The organism is Roseibium sp. (assembly GCF_965276855.1).
Classification (GTDB): Bacteria; Pseudomonadota; Alphaproteobacteria; order Rhizobiales; family Stappiaceae; genus Roseibium.
In genome coordinates, this window is sequence record NZ_OZ255700.1 from 1,143,388 (window position 1) to 1,166,588 (window position 23,201).

The 23,201-nt window shown below is 58.0% G+C and carries 26 protein-coding genes; 13 read left to right on the forward strand and 13 right to left on the reverse strand.

What is annotated here, in order from left to right:
- Positions 1–21: 21 nt before the first annotated feature.
- Positions 22–483, forward strand: coding sequence for a GNAT family N-acetyltransferase (locus ACQY4Z_RS05280; RefSeq protein ID WP_428527320.1), 462 nt, complete (start codon positions 22–24; stop codon positions 481–483).
- Positions 484–500: 17 nt separating this feature from the next.
- Here the strand turns inward: ACQY4Z_RS05280 and ACQY4Z_RS05285 are convergent, their stop codons facing one another.
- Positions 501–2,591, reverse strand: coding sequence for a methyl-accepting chemotaxis protein (locus ACQY4Z_RS05285; protein WP_428527322.1), 2,091 nt, complete (start codon positions 2,589–2,591; stop codon positions 501–503).
- Positions 2,592–2,811: 220 nt separating this feature from the next.
- Complete coding sequence (locus ACQY4Z_RS05290) at positions 2,812–3,381, reverse strand: cadmium resistance transporter (RefSeq protein WP_428527324.1); 570 nt, start codon at positions 3,379–3,381, stop codon at positions 2,812–2,814.
- Between the two features lie 340 nt (positions 3,382–3,721).
- On the opposite strand from ACQY4Z_RS05290, the gene ACQY4Z_RS05295 reads away from it, so the two are divergent.
- The gene (locus ACQY4Z_RS05295; RefSeq protein WP_428527326.1) at positions 3,722–5,218 is read left to right on the forward strand and encodes a diguanylate cyclase domain-containing protein; all 1,497 of its coding nucleotides are present in this window, start codon (positions 3,722–3,724) and stop codon (positions 5,216–5,218) included.
- A gap of 4 nt (positions 5,219–5,222) precedes the next feature.
- On the opposite strand, the gene ACQY4Z_RS05300 is transcribed toward ACQY4Z_RS05295, so the two are convergent.
- Positions 5,223–6,137 carry a DMT family transporter gene (locus tag ACQY4Z_RS05300; protein WP_428527329.1) on the reverse strand — a complete coding sequence of 305 codons (915 nt, stop codon included), beginning with the start codon at positions 6,135–6,137 and terminating at the stop codon, positions 5,223–5,225.
- Positions 6,138–6,203: 66 nt separating this feature from the next.
- Between ACQY4Z_RS05300 and ACQY4Z_RS05305 the strand changes: the two genes are divergently transcribed.
- Complete coding sequence (locus ACQY4Z_RS05305; protein WP_428527331.1) at positions 6,204–6,560, forward strand: winged helix-turn-helix transcriptional regulator; 357 nt, start codon at positions 6,204–6,206, stop codon at positions 6,558–6,560.
- An 8-nt stretch (positions 6,561–6,568) separates the two neighbouring features.
- Here the strand turns inward: ACQY4Z_RS05305 and ACQY4Z_RS05310 are convergent, their stop codons facing one another.
- The gene (locus ACQY4Z_RS05310) at positions 6,569–6,970 is read right to left on the reverse strand and encodes a DUF4149 domain-containing protein (protein WP_428527333.1); all 402 of its coding nucleotides are present in this window, start codon (positions 6,968–6,970) and stop codon (positions 6,569–6,571) included.
- The gene (locus tag ACQY4Z_RS05315) at positions 6,967–7,728 is read right to left on the reverse strand and encodes a methyltransferase family protein (RefSeq protein ID WP_428527335.1); all 762 of its coding nucleotides are present in this window, start codon (positions 7,726–7,728) and stop codon (positions 6,967–6,969) included. The genes ACQY4Z_RS05310 and ACQY4Z_RS05315 overlap by 4 nt, the downstream gene beginning before the upstream one ends.
- Before the next feature lie 227 nt (positions 7,729–7,955).
- Between ACQY4Z_RS05315 and ACQY4Z_RS05320 the strand changes: the two genes are divergently transcribed.
- Positions 7,956–8,195: a CDGSH iron-sulfur domain-containing protein gene (locus ACQY4Z_RS05320; protein WP_008191849.1), complete on the forward strand. Its 240-nt coding sequence runs from the start codon at positions 7,956–7,958 to the stop codon at positions 8,193–8,195.
- A 56-nt stretch (positions 8,196–8,251) separates the two neighbouring features.
- On the opposite strand, the gene minE is transcribed toward ACQY4Z_RS05320, so the two are convergent.
- The 3 genes from minE to minC are packed head-to-tail and all read right to left on the reverse strand — an operon-like array spanning position 8,252 to position 10,206.
- Complete coding sequence (gene minE, locus ACQY4Z_RS05325; RefSeq protein ID WP_008195613.1) at positions 8,252–8,518, reverse strand: cell division topological specificity factor MinE; 267 nt, start codon at positions 8,516–8,518, stop codon at positions 8,252–8,254.
- Positions 8,515–9,336 carry a septum site-determining protein MinD gene (gene minD, locus ACQY4Z_RS05330; protein WP_008195504.1) on the reverse strand — a complete coding sequence of 274 codons (822 nt, stop codon included), beginning with the start codon at positions 9,334–9,336 and terminating at the stop codon, positions 8,515–8,517. Before minD ends, minE begins: the two co-directional genes overlap by 4 nt.
- A gap of 54 nt (positions 9,337–9,390) precedes the next feature.
- Positions 9,391–10,206 carry a septum site-determining protein MinC gene (gene minC / locus ACQY4Z_RS05335; RefSeq protein ID WP_428527338.1) on the reverse strand — a complete coding sequence of 272 codons (816 nt, stop codon included), beginning with the start codon at positions 10,204–10,206 and terminating at the stop codon, positions 9,391–9,393.
- A gap of 343 nt (positions 10,207–10,549) precedes the next feature.
- On the opposite strand from minC, the gene ACQY4Z_RS05340 reads away from it, so the two are divergent.
- Together ACQY4Z_RS05340 and ACQY4Z_RS05345 are read left to right on the forward strand one after the other, a co-directional pair.
- A complete protein-coding gene (locus ACQY4Z_RS05340; protein ID WP_133952949.1) occupies positions 10,550–10,882 on the forward strand; it encodes a hypothetical protein in 333 nt (110 codons plus the stop codon).
- Between the two features lie 202 nt (positions 10,883–11,084).
- Complete coding sequence (locus tag ACQY4Z_RS05345) at positions 11,085–12,053, forward strand: DMT family transporter (RefSeq protein ID WP_428527340.1); 969 nt, start codon at positions 11,085–11,087, stop codon at positions 12,051–12,053.
- 105 nt (positions 12,054–12,158) lie between these two features.
- Here the strand turns inward: ACQY4Z_RS05345 and ACQY4Z_RS05350 are convergent, their stop codons facing one another.
- The 3 genes from ACQY4Z_RS05350 to ACQY4Z_RS05360 all read right to left on the reverse strand — a co-directional run bounded on the left by ACQY4Z_RS05350 (position 12,159) and on the right by ACQY4Z_RS05360 (position 14,779).
- The gene (locus ACQY4Z_RS05350) at positions 12,159–12,827 is read right to left on the reverse strand and encodes a hypothetical protein (RefSeq protein WP_428527342.1); all 669 of its coding nucleotides are present in this window, start codon (positions 12,825–12,827) and stop codon (positions 12,159–12,161) included.
- 4 nt (positions 12,828–12,831) lie between these two features.
- Positions 12,832–14,109 (reverse strand): amidase family protein, encoded by a 1,278-nt coding sequence (locus ACQY4Z_RS05355; protein WP_428527344.1) that lies wholly within the window; start codon positions 14,107–14,109, stop codon positions 12,832–12,834.
- 73 nt (positions 14,110–14,182) lie between these two features.
- Positions 14,183–14,779: a TetR/AcrR family transcriptional regulator gene (locus ACQY4Z_RS05360; RefSeq protein WP_428527346.1), complete on the reverse strand. Its 597-nt coding sequence runs from the start codon at positions 14,777–14,779 to the stop codon at positions 14,183–14,185.
- Between the two features lie 89 nt (positions 14,780–14,868).
- On the opposite strand from ACQY4Z_RS05360, the gene ACQY4Z_RS05365 reads away from it, so the two are divergent.
- Positions 14,869–15,975: an NmrA family NAD(P)-binding protein gene (locus tag ACQY4Z_RS05365; protein ID WP_428527348.1), complete on the forward strand. Its 1,107-nt coding sequence runs from the start codon at positions 14,869–14,871 to the stop codon at positions 15,973–15,975.
- A gap of 30 nt (positions 15,976–16,005) precedes the next feature.
- Complete coding sequence (locus ACQY4Z_RS05370) at positions 16,006–16,584, forward strand: carbonic anhydrase (RefSeq protein ID WP_428527350.1); 579 nt, start codon at positions 16,006–16,008, stop codon at positions 16,582–16,584.
- A gap of 93 nt (positions 16,585–16,677) precedes the next feature.
- Here the strand turns inward: ACQY4Z_RS05370 and ACQY4Z_RS05375 are convergent, their stop codons facing one another.
- Together ACQY4Z_RS05375 and ACQY4Z_RS05380 are read right to left on the reverse strand one after the other, a co-directional pair.
- Complete coding sequence (locus ACQY4Z_RS05375) at positions 16,678–17,085, reverse strand: DUF4332 domain-containing protein (RefSeq protein ID WP_209173100.1); 408 nt, start codon at positions 17,083–17,085, stop codon at positions 16,678–16,680.
- A 44-nt stretch (positions 17,086–17,129) separates the two neighbouring features.
- Entirely contained in the window at positions 17,130–17,519 is a 390-nt protein-coding gene (locus ACQY4Z_RS05380; protein ID WP_420338356.1) for a DUF2780 domain-containing protein, read from the reverse strand.
- A 164-nt stretch (positions 17,520–17,683) separates the two neighbouring features.
- Here ACQY4Z_RS05380 and ACQY4Z_RS05385 point away from each other — a divergent pair, with 164 nt between their 5' ends.
- The 5 genes from ACQY4Z_RS05385 (at position 17,684) to ACQY4Z_RS05405 (ending at position 23,093) form a co-directional block, all read left to right on the forward strand.
- Positions 17,684–19,243: a helicase HerA-like domain-containing protein gene (locus ACQY4Z_RS05385; RefSeq protein ID WP_428527353.1), complete on the forward strand. Its 1,560-nt coding sequence runs from the start codon at positions 17,684–17,686 to the stop codon at positions 19,241–19,243.
- 19 nt (positions 19,244–19,262) lie between these two features.
- A complete protein-coding gene (locus ACQY4Z_RS05390) occupies positions 19,263–20,213 on the forward strand; it encodes a cation transporter (protein WP_428527356.1) in 951 nt (316 codons plus the stop codon).
- Positions 20,214–20,318: 105 nt separating this feature from the next.
- On the forward strand, positions 20,319–21,707 hold the full coding sequence (locus ACQY4Z_RS05395; protein ID WP_428527358.1) for a dipeptidase: 1,389 nt from the start codon (positions 20,319–20,321) through the stop codon (positions 21,705–21,707).
- Positions 21,708–21,767: 60 nt separating this feature from the next.
- A complete protein-coding gene (locus tag ACQY4Z_RS05400; RefSeq protein WP_428527360.1) occupies positions 21,768–22,349 on the forward strand; it encodes a TIGR00730 family Rossman fold protein in 582 nt (193 codons plus the stop codon).
- Between the two features lie 156 nt (positions 22,350–22,505).
- The gene (locus ACQY4Z_RS05405) at positions 22,506–23,093 is read left to right on the forward strand and encodes a DUF1131 family protein (protein WP_428527362.1); all 588 of its coding nucleotides are present in this window, start codon (positions 22,506–22,508) and stop codon (positions 23,091–23,093) included.
- Positions 23,094–23,201: the final 108 nt, after the last annotated feature.

Genomic DNA, 23,201 nt, shown 5'->3' on the forward strand with positions numbered 1-23,201 from the left:
GAAACAAGGGCCCTGTCTGACATGACCGTCACTCTTCGCCCTGTCGCGCCATCAGATTGCGATCTGATCTGCCGGCACCGGCACGACATGTTTCAGGCCGCTGGAGATCACGAGGCAGCCAAGGCTGCCTTTAGCCCGGCCTATCGAGAGTGGCAACAAAACACGCTCCAGTCCAAAAGCTATTTTGGCTTCATTGCAGAAGTGGGCGGGGTTGCTGTCGGCGGTGTTGGGCTGATGGTCATCGACTGGCCTCCCCACCATCTCCACCCGGACGTCTTGCACCGCGGGTATGTGCTGAACGTTTTTGTCGAACCGGACCACCGCGGAAAAGGCGTCGCCAAACGCCTGATGGCCGCATCCGATGACGCCTTCACGGCGCGCGGGATCACCCATGCCGTTCTGACCGCGACCGATCAGGCGCGGCCGCTCTACGAACGCGACGGGTGGCAGCAAACGGCCCAGATGGCCAAGGAATTGCGCTGAAACCGGCCTTTTGTGCGTCAGCCCGCGCGGATTTCGGCGGTGAAATCATTGACGCGTTCACGCAAGGCTTCGGAATTCCCATTCAGAACACTTGCGGCGTGAAGCAAGGCCTCGACGCTCTCCAGCGACGTGTTTGTGGCTGTGGTGACCGAGCTGATCCCATCGCTCGCCTGCCGGGTCTCGTCAGATGTGGTGCCGATAGTCCGGGCAATTTCTCCAGTTGCCGCGTTTTGTTGATCCATCGATGTCGATACATCGCCGGCAACAGTTGCAATTTCCTCAATCGTCTTGCCGATAGAAATTGTCGATGCGGACATCCTGCCGCTGGCTGCCTGAATGGTTTCGATCTGGGTGGAGATTTCTTCCGTCGCCTTCTGGGTTTGTTCAGCCAGGGTCTTCACCTCAGAGGCCACCACGGCAAACCCGCGTCCGGCGTCTCCGGCCCTTGCGGCCTCAATCGTTGCATTCAAGGCCAGGAGATTTGTTTGCTCGGCGATCTCTTGAATAAGCTTGATGATGTTGCCGATCTCCTGGGCATTTGCGGCCAGTGCTTCGGCTTCTTCCCGGGTCTTGTCGGCTTCGGTCACAGCACGTCCTGCAATCGTCGCCGCGCTGCTCACCTGTTGCCCGATCTCGGAGATGGACTGAGACAACTCATCTGCGGCCGACGCTGCGGACTGCACCATCTCAGATGCGCGCACGGCTGACTGATTTACACCTTCGGCTTGGTGCCCAGCCTCGCCCACCTGATCCCGCACTGTCGTGGCACTTGCCGCAATGGTTTGTGCAGACGCATTGACGTCCTGCGCTATCTGGGAAATCGTTTGTTCAAACCGTTGGGCCAGGTCTTCCATCGCGGCAGCTTTGTCGGCGGCAGCTTTTTGCTCGCGGAGTTTTTCTTCTTCCGTCAGCCGCGCAACCTTCTCGGCATTGTCACGAAAGACCTCCAAGGCTCGCGCCATATCGCCGATCTCGTCCTTGCGGTTCAGACCGTCAATCTCAACGGACGTATTGCTGTCCCGGCTGATTGCCGTCATTGCGTGGGTCAGAGAGCCGATCGGCCGGGCAACACGCGCCATGGAGACCCAACTCATCGCCACAATGAGCATCAGCATTGCCAGGGCGATGCCAAACTCGACACTCAGCCGCGTTGATGCAGACGCCAGTGCATTCTCGACTTTGACCCGGTTGCTTTCAACGGCCAATTCCAGAAGACGAATTGCCGTTTGCAGGGCCGCCTCTGATTCTTGGAACAGCCTTCCGAATTCCGCGGAATAGTAGCCTGTTTCCGACTCTGCGATCAATTGCTTGCGCAGCCGGTCGTAGCGGTCGAAATAGGAACTGCCCAGGGTCGCAATCCCAGATCTAACATCAGCTGACAGTTGCTCGCTGTCCTTCGCCGCTTCGATCGCTTCCCATGCCTGCACCGTCCGGCCATGGTTTTCAAACATATACGTCAGGTCGGCCCGGCTGATCGGGTCGCGGCGTGCTGTCGCGATGGCATACAGCGTCCGTTCGCGGCCGCCATATTCACGGATCTTCCATGCTTGCCGAACAATCTCGTCTGTCGCGAGAATGTCTGTTGGGGCTTCTTCCATCAGCCCCCGAATATCGCCGAGAAGACCATCCAGAGATGACACCATCTGCTTGATTTCAATCGGCAGCGACACGATTTCTTGCCGTTTGCGATCGCCGATGGGGACATTGATCAACCGATCCGCATGTTGACGCAGCGATGCGATTTGTCCCAGCTGGCTGTCGAGCCGGCTGGCCAAAGCCTCCCGCTCTCCGATTTCAGAAGAAGACAAAAGCACCTCTTTGGCTTCCGCAAAGAGGGCATTGGATTTGCGCCGCTGATCCATCAGCATGGAGCGAATTTCCGGAGCAATCGGGTCATCCAGATTGATTGCAACTTGCGTCAGGGAGCGTTCCAGCGACAGCTCAATTGTGGCTGAAGACATGTCGCTGACCACCGAGACCGCCTGGGACGCGCTCTGGAGTGTTTTGTATGCCTGCCAGTCCCTATGCACTTGCAAAGCCAAAACAGCGAAGAAGACCAACGCTAGAACAGCGTTGGATGCCAGCAGCCATGTCCTTACAGAAATCATAAGCCCTCTCCGCTTCATACGTATAAATACATATTAGTTCAAATAACTTCCAAAACCGTAAAGACTTGCGTTGAGGCGCTTCCAAAATGCGGACAACCACGTCAGTGCATTTCTGCCCTGATCACCAATACGAAGCTTGGGGTCAAACCGATGACAGCATTACCGCCCCCGGCGTTGATAAACGGAAGCATTATTAACAATAAGTAGAAATTGCAGACACCTAAAAAACATCCGTTTGCGTGTCCATGAGGATGTAAAGGCCGGCGACGATCATGACGAGCGGGGCAAGGCGTTCGAAGAATTTCTCTGTGGCCGGTGTCGGCTTTATGAGACGGCTCAAGAAGGTCCCAAGCGCAAGAAGCGTTGCCACCGCGATCAGGGCGCCGGATAGGACAAAGCGGTCGAGCTCGGGTCTCGTATCTGCAAAAAACGTTGCCATCAAAACGAAGGTATCGGTGCTAAGCGCCAGAAAAAGGACGACAACCCCAATGATTGAGCCAGGAGCCGGTGCCTTGACTTCATCATCCTGATCGGGTTTGCGGCGGTTTTTCAAGACTTCACGAAACCCGAGTGCTACCGGCACAATGCCCAGCAACCCGAGATCAGCCGGTGCCAGAAGCGCGGCTCCGCCGCCGACAAGCACCGCCCCACCGATTACAACGATTTGCGCCAGCAAAAAGCCGGTAATGGCCGCCGGTTTGCGCCCCGTGGCCGCCAGCGCCAAAAAGGCGAACAACCCGTCGATGTTGGTGAGTATGTAGGTGGTTGCGACAGAGAGCGCAAAAAACATCCAGCAGATCCAAGGCCATGGCGGTTCAAGTACGACCATCAGTCATAAAGACGCCAAGGCACTCTGTCCCGGAAAAAACCATCATCAGATGGATGAGAAGGCCTGACGAAGAGGCGAAGTCTACAACTTCACACCTAGAAGGCGCGCGCCCTCGTCAAAAATGAGGAAGTCGGAATTTGTCTTTCTACGAAGTTTTCACAATGGGTGTTTTAGCAAATTTCCTTTTTATTTTCCAGAAACTCCGAAATCCCAAGTTTTATTAAAATACGAGCTCGTTTTTCGATGAACTGCACTTATACTTGCGAGATAACGAAAAAACGGCTTGCGAGAATTTGGGATCGTGTTGTCCACGGAGATTGGGGCCAGTCAAAAAGGAACTTCCAGAGCGCCACCCGGGCATCAGCAAGCTGATGCACCGGCAGGAAAAGCGCGCCTGAAGCGGATCCACAAGCTGTCCCGCCCGTTCTGGGCGTCTTTCATCATTGGTGCCGTGAGCCTGCTTGTATTTGCAGCCTTCCTGGTCAACGCACTTGACCGGCAAGCCATCACGTCAAGTGAACGGGTCATGGGTTCGGTCCTTGGCGAGCGCCTGGATCGGCTTTCAGAACTCACACTGGAATACGCCTACTGGGATGAGTCGGTGAACCGGCTCGTGGACAGCTTCGATGAAAACTGGGTAGAGAACACCTTCGTCGATTACATGTACTCAGATCTTGGGATTATCGGTGTCCATGTTGTGGATGGTGAGAATGCGGACCGTTTGCACGTTTACGAAGATGCCGTCACTGACGGAACTTCCATGGAGCGTTACGGGCCGGATGCGGAAAAACTGATCAACCGCGCCCGTCGAACCCCGACCAATGAAACGCCGATACCAGCCACCGGGTTTTTGGGCACAATCGATGATCTCTATCTCGCCTCCGCGGCGCGCATGACCACCTACGACGCAGAGACAGATACAAGCATTGATCATGTCATGATGTTCGTGCGCCCGCTGGATGACGAGGCGCTTGCGGATCTTGGCGAGAAATTCCAGCTGCCCGGCCTCCAAATCACAAAAGATTCTCCGTCCTATTTCCAGGCCAGTTGGCCAATCCGAAACGAAGACGGCATCACGCTAGCCAACTTCATCTGGAACCCGGCTCTTCCAGGCCAACGGCTGCTGCCGCCCTTGGCGATCGGCCTGATCATCGTTTATGCAGGCATGATGATCGCGGCCCGGGCGTTCTTGAAGCAGGCAACCCATATGGTCAGCGCTCTGGAGGTGGCCAAAAGACGGACGGAGCGGGCCAAGGAGCTTCTTGCCCATCAGGCGAACACGGATGCTCTTACAAACCTCGGCAACCGGTGGAGCTTTGAGCAAAGCCTTGACGCACTCTCCGCCAAGGCCGACGGCACCAAGGAATTCGCTCTTGTCTGCTTCGACCTTGACCGGTTCAAGACGATCAATGACACCTTGGGGCACGAAACCGGCGATGAAGTTCTCAAATATGTCGGTGAGACCTTAAGCTCGCTCACCTACCCGCAGGACAAGGTTTTCCGACTTGGTGGGGATGAGTTTGTGATCGTCTTCGGCTTGACGGACCGCGAGCGTGTTCTGGCTGTCGCCAAGGAGGCGATCGCGATCCTGTCTCAACGGGTGACCCTCAACGGCCATTCCTGCCACTTTGGGGCCAGCGCCGGCATTGCCTATTCGACCGAACCGGTCAACTTGCTAAGGCGGGCGGATACGGCCCTTTACGCCTCCAAGAAAAAGGGGCGCGGCCAAGTCACGGTCTATATCCCGGATTCCACCGACACATCAGCTCAACGGTTACCTGCGACCGAAACGCTATAGCCGTCTATTCAGCAGGTTCCGCGATTTGGCGCGCTGGCGCCGGTTCAGTCTTGTCCGGCCGCGTCACCAGATAAACGCCGAAAACAATGAGGCCAAGAGCCGGCCAGGCGGTCCAGCCAGGCTGTTCACCAAGCACAGCGATGCCGAGCAAAGTGCCGATCACAGGCACTGCATAATTCACTTGCTGCACCCGGGCGGCCCCGATGCGCGGGATCAAGTAAAAATAGATCAAGGCCGCCAGCGCTGTCGGTCCCAGTCCCAAATAAAGGACCGCGGCGAGCGCCGGAACCAGCGCAGCGGACAGACCAAGGTCCGGCGCGAACAAAACCATGTATCCCCCCAGCGCCAGCAGCCCAACGAAGACCGAGGCTGCTGCCATTTGCAAGGGATCAGGAAAGGGAAATCTCCGCGAGAAAAGCGCCGTGAAGGCATAACAACAGGCCGCCATGACCAGGCAAAGCTCGGGCAGAAGACTGCCGATACTGCCTGCACTTAAGTCCGGTGCCGCCAGAACGGCGACCCCGGCAAAACCGGCCAGCGCACCGAACACCTTCAGTCTTGTTAGACTTTCCTCAAAATGGGTCAGAGGCGCGGCAACCAGAGTGATGATCGGAGCAATGCCCATGATCAGCGCGGCAAGCCCGGTGTTGACCTCCTGCTCTGCGTAACTGATCAGAAGAAACGGCAAGACATTGCCGCTGACGCCGACAATGGCCGCAATGATCCAGCCGCGAACCCCGAGGCTAAAACCGCCTCCCCTCAGCAGCAGCACACAGCCCAGAACAGGCGCTGCAATCGCCATCCGCGTAAAGACCAACGTGGCCGGGTTAATGTCTTTGACGGCAACACCAATCGCCAGGAACGAACTGCCCCACAGCGCGGCGAGCACCGACCACAATAGAAAGTCTCTTGCCTGCATGGGCCTATCCTCTAAACTGCTATGAAAGAAATAGCATGCTATTATTTTAATAGCAATGGAGGATATATGACCGACATTCCGGTCCCCGGAAAGGCCGTCCGCGGATCGCGCAGCGGCGCGCCGATCATGGCCTTGTTCGACTTACTGGGACGCCGCTGGGCAATGGGTGTGGTCTGGACCTTGAGCGAACAGGGCCCTTGCACCTTCCGCGCATTGCAGGAGGCTTGCGAGAGCATTTCTCCGGCTGTTTTGAATGCCCGATTGAAAGAATTGCGGGCAGCGGGGTTCGTCACACAAGGGGATGGCGGGTATTGCGTGTCACCGCTTGGGCAAGAGGTCTACGAAGCGCTCCTGCCACTTTCTAAAGTGTCCAAGGTCTGGGCCGCGCGCATTGAGCAGAGCGGCTCCGGCGCGTCTGAGTAGTTCGCTACTCAGGCAACTGCAAGACGGATCAAGACAGCAGCGCTCGCGATGATATGCGCAAGCGTTATGACGACGGACGCGCCATGCAGAACCTTGAAACGCTTTGTTTCGCCCGCATCGGTCGCCGCGTTGATCATCGGCATCAGGACCTGTCTTGCAAAGATCGCGGATGCTGCAATCAGGACCATCACCACGCAAGAGACCACATCCAGAACTCCGGTCCCAAGCGCCGCGGCCAAGGATGTCGCAATCACAAACAGATAGAAGTGCGGGAAGGCCTTGCGGATAAGGGGTCCTGCCGTTTCCGCCGGCAGCGCGGTGAAGACGAAGGCCGCGAAGCCAAAGGAATAGAGCGTCATGCCACCGAACAACAGCGCGGTCACAAGAAGGGTCGCTGAGGTGACGATCATTTCTTAGGTCTCCGTGTGACACTGGGTAAAATATAGGGAACGGTTGCCTGGTACTGCCGGAAACGATCCCCGAACTGTGAGGCGAAACGCCGTTCCTTCAGCATCGGTGCGAGCAGGCAGTAGGCTGTTAGAAAACTTGCAACAGCGAGCTGGTCAGGCGTCCAGACCGGCACCGTCCACGTTGTCAGGGCAAAGGACACATAAATCGGCTGGCGGATGATCTTGAAGAGCCCCGTCTCCGGCATGTCCGGGAAGATCGGGCGAATATTCTGCGCCAGTGACATCCAGCCGAGCGCGCCTGATTGCACCTCAGCGCCTGCGTCGTAACTCGCCTTGATCAACAACACCCATGAGAGCGTGTAAAGCCCGCACAAAAGCAAAAAAACCGCTCCTTCCGCTTGCCACCAGATCACACCGCTTGGTGTCCAGAATGCGAACAGCAAAAGCAGCTGAAAGGAGGCGATGATGGCATAGGTCGTGGTCGCTAGAGTCTTGCCGTGGCCGGACGGGGCGAGCGCCGATAGCCACTTACGCCCGCGAGCCGAAAGGAGCGCGGAATGGGTGAGCGGGAACTGCAGCAAGAGGAACGCATTGGCGAGATACCGCCATGGATCCGGAAGCGTGCCCAGGCTGCGGCTCATCCCGAAAAACATTGCAGCGATCATCGCAAGAACTGCTGCCGCAAAGAGTGTGTGGCAGACAAGACCATATAAATAGGCAAGCGCGATCCGCCCGCGCCCGGGCGGGACGGACAGCATTCCCGCCACCAGGCGGAGCAGTCTTTTCAAAGGTCTCAGGTCAACCAGCGTCATCGCTGACAGAACCTAGCGCCGTGCGTCCTTATCGCCAGTGGCACTTGACGGTTTGTCGCAGAGGTCTGAGAGATCCCCAAAAAGTTGGACCAGGAGCGGCAGAAAACCGCCGGAAACCTTGGCGTCCCCGGTCATCTTCCTAATTACACGGTTGAGAGTTGAGGGAGAACTGAATGTCTGAACCAGTTGTTGCGCAAAAAGCGCCCTATGCGGTCGAAGTTGAAGCGGGAAAAAACTACTTCTGGTGTGCGTGCGGCAAGAGCGCGAACCAGCCGTTTTGCGACGGAAGCCACAAGGGCACAGATTTCGCACCGGTCAAATACACGGCGGAAAAGGACGGCAAAGCGTTCTTCTGCGGCTGCAAGGCAAGCAGTAAATCCCCGCTTTGCGACGGGACCCACAGCAAGCTGTAAACACGAAACAGCCGGACCGGGGACCCCGATCCGGCTGTCTTCAGATTTTCGTTGTGTCAGGACGCCCGGGCTGCGGACGGCGGCAATTCGATATCGATGCCAAGCGTGGTGACATCGCCTTCCCGGTCCATTTCAAGCCGGACGGCATCGGGATCGATATCGATCCGCTTGGCCACGACCGCCAGAATGTCTTCGCGAAGACTGGAAATCAGCGCTGCATCATCGCTGTTGCCGGCGCGTTCATGCGCGAGAAGGATCTGCAGCCGGTTCTTGGCAACCGAAGCGCTTTGGCTTCTCTTGCCAAAAAGGCTCAGGATGTTCATGCCGCCCTCCCCTTGAAGATCTTGCCGAACAAGCCCTTCTTTTCTTCCGGGATGGTGACGGGAATGTTTTCCCCCAAAAGACGGCGCGTTGCTTCCATATAGGCACGGGCCGCGGGCGAACCTTCATCGGCCAGCGTGACCGGCAGGCCGACGTTGGAGGCCTTCAGGACGTCCTTGCTTTCCGGGATCACGCCAATGAGCGGCACTGACAAGATGTCCACCACATCGTCGGTTGCCAGCATCTCGCCTGTTTTGGCGCGGGCGCTGTCGTACCGGGTGATCAGAAGGTGCTTGGGCATGCGCCCGCCCTGCTCCGCAACCTGCGTCTTGGCGTCCAGAAGCCCAATGATCCGGTCGCAGTCGCGCACGGAAGAGACTTCCGGGTTGGAAACGATGATGGCTTCATCGGCGTGGCGCATGGCCAGCGTCGCGCCGCGCTCAATGCCCGCCGGGCTGTCGCAGACGATCCAGTCGAAGTAATGGCGCAGTTCGCTGATGACGCTGGCAACGCCCTCTTCGGTGAGCGCATCCTTGTCGCGGGTCTGGGAGGCCGGCAGAAGGAACAGGTTGTTCAGCTTCTTGTCGCGGACCAAAGCCTGCTTGATGGTCGCCTCGCCGCGCACCACGTTGACCAGATCGAACACGACGCGCCGTTCCGCGCCCATGATCAGGTCCAGGTTACGCAAGCCCACATCGAAGTCGATAGCACAGACCTGATAACCTTCCTTGGCCAGCGCTGAGGCGATTGCGGCGGATGTGGTTGTCTTACCAACCCCGCCCTTGCCTGACGTGACCACAACGACCGTTGCGTTGCTCATGGTGTTCGTCCCACTTGTTGACGGTGCAAAGGCTCTTCGCGGCCCCGACCGGAGTTAACTCAGTTGTTCAAAGACAAGGCTCTCGTCTTCAAAGCGGATCTGCGCTGGTGCGTTGCGCAGAGCCGCGTCGAAGTCATCGGCAACCTTGTAAAGTCCGTTGATGGACACCAGTTCGGCGTCCAGTTTCGAGCAGAAGATCCGCGCTCCATCGCGTCCAGACACCCCGGCCAAAGCGCGTCCGCGCAGGGCGCCATAAACGTGGATTGATCCGCCCGCGATGATCTCGGCGCCGGAGCTGACCGAGCCGACAATCGTCACGTCTCCATCCGGATGCAGGATGCTCTGACCGGAGCGCACATGCTCGGTAATGACGATTGATGATCCATTGGCCTCTGGCATCGCCCGAGTCTGCCGATCTGCTTTTTTCGCAACCGGCTTCTCAGCGGTCTTGATTGCCGGGTCCGGGTCGGATGCACCTGTTTTCACTGCCTTTTTGGGCGTATCGGTCTTGTCGATTGTCTTTTGGCCCGCAGCCTCTGTCACCGGCTCATTCCCGACAGCGGTTTCCGGGATTTCGACATCAGCCGTCAGTCGTCCACCGCCAAAACTCGGCGGCATTCCTGGTTTGAGGCGCGTTCCGGATATCCCGTCTATGCCGAAAACCCGGATGGAGCGCTCGCTCAAGCCGTCCAGAACCGTCTCAAGGTCCTCAATCGGGATCTTGGTGCCGCGCACGTCCAGAACGATCGGCCGGTCGATGAAAAATCCCGGTGTGCGCGCGATAATCCGGTCGATCTCCTTGAACCAGTCCTGATAGGGCGGCTCGGGAGACAACACGATCGCAATGAAGGATTTTCCCTTGAATTTCATCAAAGAGGCCCGGCGTCTTTCTCAAACGGAGTGCTTAGAAGCATAAACCTATCATTAACCGAACCGGACAATTGGGCAGCGGACCGTTTTCCACGGATATCCAAATTCTTCCGAGTTTTCAGGCAATTGTCGGGTCTGCGGCGTCTCCCTGATGGGCCTTCGGCGGCAGACCTGACAAAACTGCCGATCCAATCGGCAGGAATCACCTTGAATACAGGGCGATTCTGTCAATCTGAGCCGCCGCCGGTTAACCGAATTCCAGATGAAAGCTTCACTTTTGCCATATTGCAGTGCAAAATAAGCTATCTAACAACCGAGCGCGCTGACTAAGCCTGGAACAAACATGAGTAATTTCAGCGATGTAATGGACTATCTGGGTCTGTCTCAGGACGAGGCAGCCCGCGTCCTCAACTCATCTGCAGACGAAATTGTTCGCTGGCGCAACACAAATGAGGCGCCGCCCCTGCACATTTGGCAGTCCCTCGTGCAGATGCTCGACGACGTGCGCCGCTCCGCCGAAGAGGCTGCGAAATCGGCTGACCTTGACCATCTGGAGGCCTCTGACCTCAACCGTGTCACGCTGAACATGCCGAGCCAGATGTCCTCCGATCTTGCCGGCCCAAAGCGCGCCGCCACCGCCCTCGCCGTTGCCACCCTTGCCCGGGTTTTTGTCTGAGGCTGCAGAGCAGAGAATTAAACCGATTAGAAAAGTGTGCAAAGCGGCTTGTTTCCGGACCGTTCCCGCCTTTGGCAGTGCCCGCTTTTCTGCTAACACTTGTGCCGGTGCGGCGCTTTACCAGACCGCAGGAAATTCCCTGACCTTGCCACTCGGCAGATGGCCAGACCCTCAAAAAACCGCTTCTTCAAGGCCGCTGCCCATGTCCGCATCGCTCAAAGGCTTTTTGTTCGCTCTCAGCGGCTTTGCGATCTTTTCCACCCATGACGCCTTGATCAAGGCGCTCGGCGGCACCTATCCGGCCTTCCAGATCATTTTCTTCTCGGTCCTGTTCGCCTTTGTGCCCGTCTCCCTGATCATTCTGGCGGACGGCAAGGCGGACAATTTCCGCCCCCGGCGACCCGGATTGGTGCTCTTGAGATCAAGCCTTGCGATCGTTGCAATGTCCGGCGGGTTTTACGCCTTTACCGTTCTGCCGCTTGCCGAGGTCTATGCCCTCCTTTTTGCAACGCCGCTGCTGGTCACCGCCTTGTCCGTGCCGCTCCTTGGCGAAACTGTGCGTTTTCAGCGCTGGATCGCGGTCATTATCGGGCTGATCGGCGTGGTGATCGTCCTACGCCCCGGTGTCAGCGCACTGTCCGCCGGCCACATCGCCGCGCTTTTGTCGGCCAGCGCGAACTCGGTCTCCTCGATCCTGGTCCGCAAAATCGGCGGGCAAGAACGCTCTGCGGTCCTGATCCTTTATCCGATGATCCTGATGTTGATCGTGATGTCCATCCTGATGCCCAGCTCCTACCAGCCGATGGCCGTGGGCGATCTCGGACTAATGGCCGCAATCGGCTTTCTGTCGGTGATTGCCCAATCGGCCATCATAGGCGCCTACCGTGCCGCGCCCGCCGCCGTTGTCGCACCGTTGCAATACAGCCAGATCCTGTGGGCGGCCCTTTTCGGCGCGCTGTTCTTTTCAGAAACACCGGATTTTTATGTGGCGCTCGGCTCGGCGATCATTGTCGCGTCCGGCCTGTTCGTGGTCTGGCGCGAGGCACAAGAAAACGTTTCCGCCCGCCGCCCGGTCACTCGCAGCGCCAGCTTCCGCTTCAACACCGGCTACGCCTCCAGCGTCAACCGGGCGGAGGATAAGGACGACGACGAAAAGCCGGGTAATGACTGAGGTAACAAAAACGGCTGCGGCGCATCCAACGACCGCTATATACGGGATGGTATGACTGCGTCGTAGGTTGCATCGGCCCAATTCGATGGGCCGCACACCGCCGATCTAGTCCGGAACAATGCGCGCTCTTGCAAACCGGAAATCGATTTTCAGCTTGGCAGCCTCGATCGCATCATGAAGCGCACCACTCATGAAAATTGCGGAGCTAAGTTTAGGATCGACCCAAAGATCTGCACCGACTCTGGCCGAGGCCGAAACAACGATTTCTCCATCTTTTGGTTCTATCGGACCACTCCAGAGTTCTTGACCCGTTTTCTTGTTCCGAGCAAGAATGCTGACGCGCTGGCTTTCCCTCGGCACAAAACAGTCCTTTTGCGAGCCGAAATTCAGGAAGTAGAACGGACCTGGAAGTCGCGTGGACTTGTCCATCTCAAAGATCGGAAATTCGACAAGCTCGCCATCGCCAAGATCAAAGTCCTTGAGCAGTTCTGCCAGTTTTCCTTTTACGGCGATAAATCCATCCACCCAAAACAAGTCTTTGACCCGAGACCATCTTTTTTGATCAAAAACATAGGCGGATTCTACGAATTCTTCCCGGCTTAGTTTCTCGCCTTGCGAAGCCCGATTCACATTTTTCATATGTTCTTCGGTCGGCGCTCCCATTTCAAACTGAGGCGGCGCCCAATCCTGCCCAAAGTGTTTTTCACGAATACCGAGCTTGGTTCCCAGTAAATAGTTGCTTCGTACACTGCTGACCCAGATTTCCTCTGCCACGGACCTAACCTCCCAGAACGGTCTCCACCGCCTTGGCGCAGGCGAGCAGGTTTTCATCCTCACCGCCCGGGGCGACCAGCATGGCGCTCAAGGTGGTGCCGGCGTTTTGGTATGGCAGCGCGATGCCGCAGCCATCGCAGACATTGGCGAGCGATGGATTGCGCAGGGCCAGAAGATTGAGCCGGTTGAAGGCGTCATCGTCCGCCAGATCGGCAATTTTTGGTGGCAGAATGGGTGTTGTCGGCAGCAGGAGAATGTCGCTGCCGACCTCCTCCGCAAAGGCCTCAATCAAGGTTTGACGCCGGTTCAGCGTCTGCCGGTACTCGACCGCGGAAATCTCCTCTGCCCGGCCCATGCGCGCATGCACACGCGGGTCGAACTGGTCCGGTGATGTCTGGAAATGATCCTCGTAATGAGCCCGCGATTCCACCGACGTCATGTGCCACGGCGGAACCTTTGCGTAGAGATCGATGACGGCGAGATCCTTCTCGACAACCTCTAAACCGGCTTCGCGCAGTTTTTCGACCACGGCCTTGAAGCCTTTGGCAACAGGCGCTTCGATTTCATCAAAGCCGAAGTTTTTCGGCACCACGAGGCGAGCAGCCTTGGGCTCTACCGGGATGGTTTCCCGCCCTGCCATCACCTGCCAGGCAAGTTCACATTCCGCGACGCTTTTTGCCATCGGGCCAAAACTGTCGAGACTGTCGGACAGCGGCTTGCCGCCTGCCATCGAGACAGTGCTTTGCGTCGGTTTGAAGCCGGTGATGCCGTTGAACGCCGCTGGAATGCGCAAGGATCCGCCAGTGTCGCTACCAATCGCAATGTCGCAGAGGCCCAGCGCTACGGCGACCGCCCCGCCGCTGGTCGATCCGCCAGGTGCACAGCCGGGATAAAGCGCGTTTTCCGGCGTACCGTAATGGGGATTGAGGCCGAGCCCGGAATAGGCAAATTCGGACATGTTGGTGAGGCCGGTGAACACCGCCCCCGCCGCATCCAGCCGGGCAATCGCGGGCGCATCTTCCGTTGCCGGCGGATCGTTTCTCAGAACGGTCGTGGCTGACGTCGTCACTTCCCCGGCAACGTCAAACAGCGCCTTGACGCTGACCAGCGCTCCTTTGAGCGGACCGCCATTTTCAGCCGCTTTCGCCACCTGCTGGCGGGCACGGGTTTCCAGGAGTTTTATGTAGACATGGGCCGCCGCCGGGTCGCTTTTTGCCTTCTCCAGGGCTGCGTCCAGCCGCTGACCCGCCGTTGCTGCATCCCAGGAAACCGCTGCGTTCATTTTCGCCCAATCCTTGCCAAAAGTTCTTATTGTCCGAACCTGATAGCACGATTGGCCGTTCTGAACAGGGGCCTTAAGTGTTTGCGTCCGTCTCGACCGGCCACGCGTCCTCAAGCAGCGCAGCAGCGGTCTTCGCAGCGTCCATCATCTTGGCCTTGTCGTCATCGCCGTCCGTCAAGCGGGCGAGAACCACGGAGCCAAGCAGGAGGGCAAGCACGGCCTTCCCCTTCGGACCCCGTTTCCCCTCGCCCAGATTGAGCAATTGGACCGTGCGGTGAACCGCATTTTGCGCCGCGTCCTGAGGGGCCCCGTCCATCCGGACGAGTTCCGTGCCCAAGGCTGCCAACGGACAGCCTTTGCCACGCCCCGACAAATGATCTTCCGAAAGATACCGTGCGATGTAGGCGTCCCGCGCCAACGTGCGCGCTGCCCCCTCCGGAGCCTCTTCGCCCTCCTTCAAGACGTCATCGACCGCACGATCCAGCGCAGCTGAGATCAAATCTTCCTTTGAGCCAAAGTGTCTGTAGAACCCGCCATGGGTCAGGCCGGCGGCCTTCATCACATCGGCAACACTGGTCATCTCGATCCCGTTCTCCCGAAACAACCGGGCGGCTGCATCGACTATCTTGTTGTGATTTCGTTGTTTTTCTTCGTTCGACACACGCGGCATCAAAAGCCTCCGAAAATCTTCTTGACACTAATGATGACGTATATCATCTAATTTATAGATGACAACTATCATCATTAAGGATATCTCCCATGAAGACCCTTCCCAAAATTCTTGTGACAAGTGCCGCCGGAAAAACCGGCCTGCATGTCACCCTGCAGCTCCGCCAGCAAGACTATCCGGTGCGCGCCTTCGTGCGCCGGCGGGACCATCGGTCAGAGACGCTGGAACGGGCCGGTGCGGAGGTGTTCGTCGGCAATCAATATTCGCTGACCGATATGCGCACCGCGATGACTGGTGTGAGCCGCGTCTATCAATGCGCTCCGACGGCACCAAATGGCCTACACTTCAATGCCGTTTTCACGGCAGCGGCCCATGAGGCCAAGCTGGAACATGTCGTCACCCTTAGCCAGTGGCTCTCAAGTGCGGACCACCCGTCGCTGTTTACGCGGGAAGTGTATCTTGGCGACATCCTGATCGGGATGCGGCCGGAAATGTCGATCACCACCGTCAATCCGGGCTGGTTTGCGGACAATTACCTGATGGTTCTCGACATGGCCGCGCATCTGGGCCTCTTCACCATGCCGCTCGGTGCGGGGGATCAGAAGAAAAATGCACCGCCGTCAAACGAAGACATTGCACGCGTCGTGGTGGCGTCCCTTACCGATCCCGCAAAACATGCCGGTCAAACTTACCGTCCGACAGGGCCCGAGCTGCTTTCTCCCAATGACATTGCCGCTGCCATGAGCCGCGCGCTGCGCCGCCGGGTACGCTACATGGACATTTCCGAACGGATGATGGTGAAGGCGCTCAAGGCTCTGCCGCCCTCCAATTACTCCGTTGCCGCCGTGACGCAGCTTGCCCTTTATGCAGACGAATACCGGCGTGGCAGCTTTTCGGTGAACGCACCGACCGATCACGTTGCACGGATTGGGGGACAAGAACCGGAGAGCTTTGAAGCGATTGTGCGCAAACATGCAGCCGGCCAACCCGGACTGGTGAAAAGCCCCTTGCGAAGCCTCGGCGCCATGGCCCGCTTTGCCAAGATCCTGGCAACCCGGCCGTTTGACCTGAAGCGCGCCGAAGCGGAGCGGGATTACGTCCAACTGTCCGCGCCGGTGTTCGCACAAGACGACGCTTCCTGGCAGGCAACACATCAACCGGCATCCATCACCCTCCCCGCGGCCCGCGTCGCCTGAACCACTTTGAACCGACAAGGATTATCCCCCATGACCCCGCAATCAGAGCTCCTTAACCGCAACAAGGCGTTTGCCTCCAGTTTCGACAAGGCGGATCTGCCCATATTGCCGACACTGCAAACCCTCATCATCGCTTGCCTTGATGCCCGCACCGATCCGGCCCATCTCTTCGGGCTAGAGCTTGGAGACGCCGTCGTGATCCGGAATACCGGCGGGCGGGTAACCCGTGCTGTGATCGAGGAAGTCGCGACCCTGGCGGCTCTTGTTCGTGCGGCGACAAATGGCCAGGAGCCGCGGTTCAACGTCATTCTCATGCAACACACGCAGTGCGGCGCGCAAAGACTGGCGCAGCCGGAAATGCAGGCGATGATGAAGGAAAAGATGGGCATCGACGTTTCGGAATATGCGATCCAGGATCAACGGTCCGACTTGATGGGCGATATCGACCGGCTTTGCGCGGCAGCACAGGTGCCCGGCGGGATTTCTGTCTCGGCGACCCTTTATGATGTCGCAACAGGGCTGGTGGAGGAAATCGCCCCCGCAAAACCGCTTCAGGACTGGCGCGCCGAACGTGTCCCCACTTCCACGCCAACAAGCGCCACGCTTTGAACCTCGCCTAAAAGACCTACGACACGTTTCTGAATAACAGACGGGCGCGCCGATGGCGCGCCCGCTGCAAAACAGATGGACTGACCGGAACGATCAGTAGGTCATCATCGGGGCAAGGTCCTTGGCCTGATCGACCCACTTGGTGACCTGAGTTTCGCTCGGCACCTGCCGCACGAGGCTCTTTTCGTCGTTCACTTCTTTCATTTTCGCGGCAAGGTTCGCCGCGTTGCGGTGCTTGAGTTCCTTGACGGTGTCCACACCGGCCGCTTCCAGAAGTTCGGAATACTCTTCGCCGACGCCGCTGATGCGCATCAGATCGGCCATGTTGGCCCATTTGAGGATGCGCTTGCCGTCAATGCCGGTTTCCTCTTCCAGCGCCTTGCGGCCCTTCGGGTCCTTTGCCCGCTCAAGATACGCTTCCGTTGTCTTGATGCCGATTTCGCCGAGTTTGGCCGCATAAGTCGGGCCGATGCCCTCGATCTCATCGATGGAATAAGACATCCTCAATTCACTCCCGTTGCACCGGCGGCCGAACCCTGGGGCAGTTAGACGATCTGGCTCAGTCCCGGAATTTTCGCAATTACCTCATCAACAACGTCATCCCCGGCTTTTTCTTTAGCATAAGAGACGAGTTCTTTGACAAGCCCTTGTATTTCACCCATGCCGAGCCCGGCTTTGTTGAGCTCGTTGAGCGCGGCCATCGCCCCCATTGTGCCACCCATCATGTTGCCAAGGCCGCCCAGAAGGCCCCCGCCACTGGCACCTGCCCGCGCGGCCAGAAGATCGGCAGCGCCCGGCAAAGCATCGAGCACCTGCTGCATTTTTTCTGCCGGTGCTTCCTTGTTCAAAAAGCCCAGGATAATCCCAAGACCATCCTCGGCCTGCTGCTGTTCGATGCCCGCTCTTGCCATGATGCGGCTGATCAGTTCTTGCATGTTGTCACGTCCTGAAGATTGCGCCGGGAACCTCCGGCAAGTTTGAAGTTGCCTCCCTATACAGGCTCGATGACAGCTTCGTCGACGGCATTTGGTCTAACACGCGCAATTTTCAAAAGACTGGGCTAGGTTGTTTCCGTAAGGGACGGATTCGGGGGACGAATGTGAGTAAGGACAGTCAGATTTTTGTTGGATACAGCGGCAAGGACGAAGCGCTTTCATTGAAACTGGCCAACCGCCACGGCCTGATTGCCGGGGCAACCGGAACCGGCAAAACTGTTTCGCTGCAGATCCTTGCAGAAGGATTTTCCAAAGCCGGGGTGCCGGTGTTCTGCTCCGATATCAAAGGGGATCTTTCAGGTCTCGCAGCAGCCGGCACCTCCAAGGACTTCCTGGAAAAGCGTGCCAAGGAAGTCGGGATCGACAAGACTTACGACTATGAGGCCGTACCGACGGCCTTTTGGGATCTGCTCGGCAAACAAGGCCATCCGATCCGTACGACCGTATCGGAAATCGGCCCCCTGCTCCTGGCCCGGCTTTTGGAGCTGAACGACACCCAGGAAGGTGTGCTCAATGTCCTGTTCGAGCTCGCCGATGACGAAGGCCTGCTGCTCCTCGATCTCAAGGATTTGAGAGCCATGCTGACGCATGTGGCCGAGCGGGCCTCTGAGCTTTCCACCGTCTACGGCAACGTCTCGAGATCCTCGATTGGTGCCATCCAGCGTCGGCTTTTGGTTTTGGAGCGCCAGGGCGGCGACCATTTCTTCGGTGAACCGGCACTCGACATCCGCGACTTCATCCGCACCGCTCCGGACGGCCGCGGCATGGTGAACATCCTGGCTGCCGACAAGCTGATGACGGCCCCGCGGCTTTATGCCGTGTTCCTGCTTTGGCTCCTCTCCGAACTCTTTGAAGAACTCCCCGAAGTTGGAGACCCGGACAAGCCGAAACTCGTTTTCTTCTTCGACGAAGCGCATCTTTTGTTCAACGGCGCTCCCAAAGCGCTTCTGGAAAAAGTGGAACAGGTGGTGCGCCTGATCCGCTCAAAGGGGGTCGGGGTCTATTTCGTGACACAGAACCCGCTGGACATCCCCGAGACTGTTCTGGCGCAGCTCGGCAACCGGATCCAGCATGCCCTGCGCGCGTTCACGCCGCGCGATCAAAAGGCAGTGCGGGCGGCAGCCGAAACCTTCCGGCCCAACCCGGATCTCGATACCGAACGTGTCATTACCGAACTTGGCGTTGGCGAAGCACTGGTCTCGACGCTCGAAGGCAAAGGCATTCCCTCCATCGTTCAGCGCACGCTGATCCGGCCACCCTGTTCACAACTCGGGCCAATCACCCAAGCGGAACGGCGGACCTTAATCCAGTCCAGCCCCGTCTTCGGGCTCTATGAGCGTCAAAGAGATCGGGTATCTGCCTATGAAGTTCTGATGAACCGGGCCGAAGAGACCCAGCGGATGGAACAGAGGCAGGCGGAAAAGGACGATAAGTTCGCGGAAAAACACGGCGAACCGCGCCGCACGCGTTCGGGTTTTCAATTGCCGGATTTTGGACGTGACGACCGTCCACGCCGGCAGAGCCGCCAGCGGCGGACGCAGCGGCGCAGCCAGCGAGACACGGCTTTCGAAGCCGGTTTGAAGTCAGCTGCCCGAAGCTTCGGTACATCGCTTGGACGTGCCCTCGTGCGCGGTCTGATGGGATCATTGAAACGCGGCAATTGACCAGAACGGAGCAACGGCAATGGCGTCCCCGGAACTGCTGATCGAGCAGCGTGCCCTGACCATCGGGAAATGGTCGAACCTGTTCATGGCCTTTGCCGGCATCCTCGCATCCTGGCTGTCCCGCTCGGACGCCATGCTCGTGGATGGGCTTTATTCAGCCGTCAACTTCGTTTCGGCGATTGCTGCTGCACGGATTGGCGCACGCGTCGGTCTTCCCGCCACCCGCAGCCGCCCGTGGGGGCATGACTTCGATGAGGTGCTTTATGTTACCTTTCGCAGTCTCATTTTGATCGGCATCCTGGTCTTTGCAGGCTTTGTCTCAGGTACCAAGATCTGGACCTTCTTCACTGGCGGCGACGTGCCAGAGTTGGTCTTCGGACCGATAGTCATCTACTCGGTCGTCATTGTCGCAATCTGTCTTGCCCTTGCCTTCAATTATCACCGCGCATACCGCAAGACCGGCCAGCGCAGCGCGGTGCTGAAAACCGAATCCCGGGCTGCCATCATTGACGGCGCCTTGAGCGTCGGCACTGGCGCTGCACTCCTGTCTCTACCCTTCTTGCAAGACACGCCTCTTGGACCTTATGTGCCGATTGGCGACGCGGTAATTGTGGTGCTGCTGATCCTGGTGATCATTTGGCAGCCACTCTCTTCATTCCGGTCCACACTGGCAGATCTGTCCGGCACCAGCGCGCCACGCAAGACTTACTCAAAGGTATCCCGCGTTGCCCGCGATCTTGCAAAAGAACATGGTTACAAGCTGCATCGGGTTGCGGTGCTGCAAGCCGGGCGCATGCATTATGCCGCCATCTACATTGATCCGCTGAAGCCCATCGAGGCCCATGACGTCGACCTTTTCAAGGACAAGGTATCAGGGCGGCTTGAAGATGTGGTCGGGCCAACCCGTGTGGAGGTGATGGTCACCGCCCGCAACGGTCTCAAGACTTCCCCAACGGCGGCAAGCGCTTAAGGAAAACGCATTGCGCCCCGCCCGATCTTGTGGCCTTTTATGCCCTTCTCAAGGCCGCTTGTAAGCCGGCCTTTCACATCCTGTTTCATAATTTAAGGACATGTCATGAGTTCCATCGACAAGGTATTGGCGCGCATTGATGCCGACCTGGACAACAGTCTCGATCGCCTGTTTGAACTCCTCAAAATCAAGTCCATCTCCACCGACCCGGAATTCAAGGCCCCGTGCCGGGAAGCTGCCGAGTGGCTGGCGAAAGAATTGAACGACATCGGGATTGAGGCCTCCGTCCGCGATACGGAAGGCCATCCGATGGTCGTCGGACATCGCAAATCCGGTAAGCCTGGTCCGCATGTTCTGTTTTACGGCCACTACGATGTACAGCCGGTCGATCCGCTGAACCTTTGGAACCGGGATCCGTTCGACCCTGCGATCGAAACGAAGGAAGACGGGACCAAGATCATCGTTGCGCGCGGAGCTGCCGATGACAAGGGCCAGCTGATGACCTTCGTGGAAGCGGCCCGCGCCTTCATCGCTGAAACCGGAGATCTGCCGGTCGATGTCTCCATCCTGTTCGAGGGCGAGGAAGAATCCGGCTCCCCCTCCCTGCATCCGTTCCTGGAAGCCAACAAGGACGAGCTTTCCTGTGATATGGCGCTGGTGTGTGACACGGGTCAATGGGACGCCGATACTCCGGCGATTTCCGTCATGCTGCGCGGCATGGTCGGCGACGAAATCATCGTCAAGGCCGCCAGCCGGGACCTGCACTCCGGGTCCTATGGCGGGTCGGCGCAGAACCCGAACCACATCGTTGCCAACATCATTGCAGGACTTCACGATGAAAACGGCAAGATCACATTGCCGGGCTTTTATGACGGCGTCATCGACATGCCGGAAGAGGTCACGGCGATGTGGGACAAGCTCGGCTTCGATGTCGAAGAGTTCCTTGGCGATGTCGGCCTGAAACACCCACGCGGCGAAAACGACCGCACCCCGCTGGAGCACCTGTGGACCCGTCCGACCTGTGAGGTCAACGGCATGTGGGGCGGCTACCAAGGCGCTGGTACGAAGACCGTCATTCCGGCCGAAGCCCATGCCAAATTCACATTCCGCCTGGTCGGCGATCAGGACCCGGAAAAAATCCAGGACGCGTTCCGTGCCTATGTCCGCTCCAAGATCCCGGCAGACTGTTCGGTCGAATTCATATCCAAGGACGGCAGCCCGGCGCTCCGGCTCGATTTCGCGATGCCGGTTCTGGAGAAAGGCAAAAAGGCCTTGAAAGATGAGTGGGGGAAGGACGCAGCGCTCACCGGCATGGGCGGGTCCATTCCGATCGTTGGTGATTTCAAGCGGATGCTCGGCATGGATTCCTTGCTGATCGGGTTCGGCCTCGAGGACGACCAGATCCACTCGCCGAACGAAAAATACAACCTGAAGAGCTTCCACAAGGGCATCCGGTCCTGGGCGCGGGTTCTCGATGAGCTTGCAAAGGACTGAAGTTGAGCTCAAGTCTCCGGCCGCCAAGTGGCGGCCGGAATTCCCAGTTCGGAGAAAACCATGAAATCGATTTGCGTGTTCTGCGGGTCAAGTTACGGCGCGCTGGAAGACTACAACGACGCGGCAAAAGCAACCGGTAAGGCCATTGCCGAAAAAGGCCTGCGGCTGGTCTATGGCGGGGCGCGGGTCGGCCTGATGGGCAGCGTTGCCGATGCAGCTCTGGAAGCTGGCGGCGAGGTGATCGGAGTTCTTCCGCACTCGCTAAAGGAAAAGGAGATCGAGCACCAAGGTCTGACCGAACTGCACCTCGTCAAGTCCATGCACGAGCGCAAGGCCATGATGGCGGACCTGTCGGATGGCTTTATCGCCCTACCCGGCGGTGTCGGGACTCTGGAAGAGATCTTTGAGGTCTGGACCTGGGGTCAGCTGGGCTACCATCAAAAACCCTGCGGATTTCTCAACATCAATGGCTACTACGACCACCTGATTGCCTTCCTCGATCATCAGACACAGGAAGGCTTCACCAAGAAAGAAATGCGGAACATGGCGCAGATCGCGGGCGCGCCAGAAGACCTCATTGCGCTGTTTGAACGTTATTCTGCGCCATCGACACCCAAGTGGATCAAGAAGGACGAAACCTGAGATCACGAGGCCGTCTGCCGGTTCGGATGATTGAGACAAAATGCCCTGTGAAGAGTGTTAAAACTGACGAGCGGATGGTTTCCTCGATCCCGTTGGTGATGCTAAAACCCGCGTCGTGAAATTGCCTGTTCCCATGGCCGATGGAGTATCTTGTTTATGCGTGCGCCGATTGTTGCGTTCCTTTTGATTTCCGCTTTTCTGACCACTGCCTGTACGCCGTCTGTGGACCTTGCAGCCCCGGAAGCTGCGTTCCGGACTTCCAATGTCACCCTGTTGCAAATCACCGAAGACCGGGTTGGCGGCATCACCGCAGAAACGGCCTATGCACCAAAAGCGATTGAGGCCTCCCTTCCCGGCTTTACCACCGAGGGCATTCAGACCGCCGTTGAAAACAACACGGAATGGGCATTGGCCGCATTCAACACTGACGGTTTTCAGGTCTTGCAGGTTTTCAAGGGACAGAATGGCAAGGTGCGCACCGTTCATGGCGTCACCCATCATTTGCAGGGCCCTAATGGCGAGCGCATTGGAATGACCTTCGCGGAGATCGGCACCGCGCGCGCTGATTGCCGCATTGGGCGCAACTTGTGGCGGGGTATGGCAATCTGCGAGTCAACCGGCCATCCGAATGTCGAACTGGTCTACGCCATACCGGGATACACTGGTCCGTTCGATGTCCTGCCACCTGCACAGGAACTCTTTGACGCGCAGTTGCAGCGCATCCTTTGGACACCAAAGACCTAGGTCCTGACCCTAAACGAACTGGTTTGAGGAACGCCGGAGCCTTTGCGGCGAGCATTCCTCGTCCAAACGTTGCTGGTGACCTTTGCTGATTCTTGGCGTAAAGCCATG

Bases quoted from the DNA above. Each gene is read 5' to 3' on its own strand.
- ACQY4Z_RS05280 (WP_428527320.1), top strand. From the start codon at position 22: ATGACCGTCACTCTTCGCCCTGTCGCGCCATCAGATTGCGATCTGATC.
- ACQY4Z_RS05285 (WP_428527322.1), bottom strand. From the start codon at position 2,591: ATGATTTCTGTAAGGACATGGCTGCTGGCATCCAACGCTGTTCTAGCG.
- ACQY4Z_RS05290 (WP_428527324.1), bottom strand. From the start codon at position 3,381: ATGTTTTTTGCGCTCTCTGTCGCAACCACCTACATACTCACCAACATC.
- ACQY4Z_RS05300 (WP_428527329.1), bottom strand. From the start codon at position 6,137: ATGCAGGCAAGAGACTTTCTATTGTGGTCGGTGCTCGCCGCGCTGTGG.
- ACQY4Z_RS05305 (WP_428527331.1), top strand. From the start codon at position 6,204: ATGACCGACATTCCGGTCCCCGGAAAGGCCGTCCGCGGATCGCGCAGC.
- ACQY4Z_RS05310 (WP_428527333.1), bottom strand. From the start codon at position 6,970: ATGATCGTCACCTCAGCGACCCTTCTTGTGACCGCGCTGTTGTTCGGT.
- ACQY4Z_RS05315 (WP_428527335.1), bottom strand. From the start codon at position 7,728: ATGCTGTCCGTCCCGCCCGGGCGCGGGCGGATCGCGCTTGCCTATTTA.
- ACQY4Z_RS05320 (WP_008191849.1), top strand. From the start codon at position 7,956: ATGTCTGAACCAGTTGTTGCGCAAAAAGCGCCCTATGCGGTCGAAGTT.
- minE (WP_008195613.1), bottom strand. From the start codon at position 8,518: ATGAACATCCTGAGCCTTTTTGGCAAGAGAAGCCAAAGCGCTTCGGTT.
- minD (WP_008195504.1), bottom strand. From the start codon at position 9,336: ATGAGCAACGCAACGGTCGTTGTGGTCACGTCAGGCAAGGGCGGGGTT.
- minC (WP_428527338.1), bottom strand. From the start codon at position 10,206: ATGAAATTCAAGGGAAAATCCTTCATTGCGATCGTGTTGTCTCCCGAG.
- ACQY4Z_RS05340 (WP_133952949.1), top strand. From the start codon at position 10,550: ATGAGTAATTTCAGCGATGTAATGGACTATCTGGGTCTGTCTCAGGAC.
- ACQY4Z_RS05345 (WP_428527340.1), top strand. From the start codon at position 11,085: ATGTCCGCATCGCTCAAAGGCTTTTTGTTCGCTCTCAGCGGCTTTGCG.
- ACQY4Z_RS05355 (WP_428527344.1), bottom strand. From the start codon at position 14,109: ATGAACGCAGCGGTTTCCTGGGATGCAGCAACGGCGGGTCAGCGGCTG.
- ACQY4Z_RS05360 (WP_428527346.1), bottom strand. From the start codon at position 14,779: ATGCCGCGTGTGTCGAACGAAGAAAAACAACGAAATCACAACAAGATA.
- ACQY4Z_RS05365 (WP_428527348.1), top strand. From the start codon at position 14,869: ATGAAGACCCTTCCCAAAATTCTTGTGACAAGTGCCGCCGGAAAAACC.
- ACQY4Z_RS05370 (WP_428527350.1), top strand. From the start codon at position 16,006: ATGACCCCGCAATCAGAGCTCCTTAACCGCAACAAGGCGTTTGCCTCC.
- ACQY4Z_RS05375 (WP_209173100.1), bottom strand. From the start codon at position 17,085: ATGTCTTATTCCATCGATGAGATCGAGGGCATCGGCCCGACTTATGCG.
- ACQY4Z_RS05380 (WP_420338356.1), bottom strand. From the start codon at position 17,519: ATGCAAGAACTGATCAGCCGCATCATGGCAAGAGCGGGCATCGAACAG.
- ACQY4Z_RS05390 (WP_428527356.1), top strand. From the start codon at position 19,263: ATGGCGTCCCCGGAACTGCTGATCGAGCAGCGTGCCCTGACCATCGGG.
- ACQY4Z_RS05395 (WP_428527358.1), top strand. From the start codon at position 20,319: ATGAGTTCCATCGACAAGGTATTGGCGCGCATTGATGCCGACCTGGAC.
- ACQY4Z_RS05400 (WP_428527360.1), top strand. From the start codon at position 21,768: ATGAAATCGATTTGCGTGTTCTGCGGGTCAAGTTACGGCGCGCTGGAA.
- ACQY4Z_RS05405 (WP_428527362.1), top strand. From the start codon at position 22,506: ATGCGTGCGCCGATTGTTGCGTTCCTTTTGATTTCCGCTTTTCTGACC.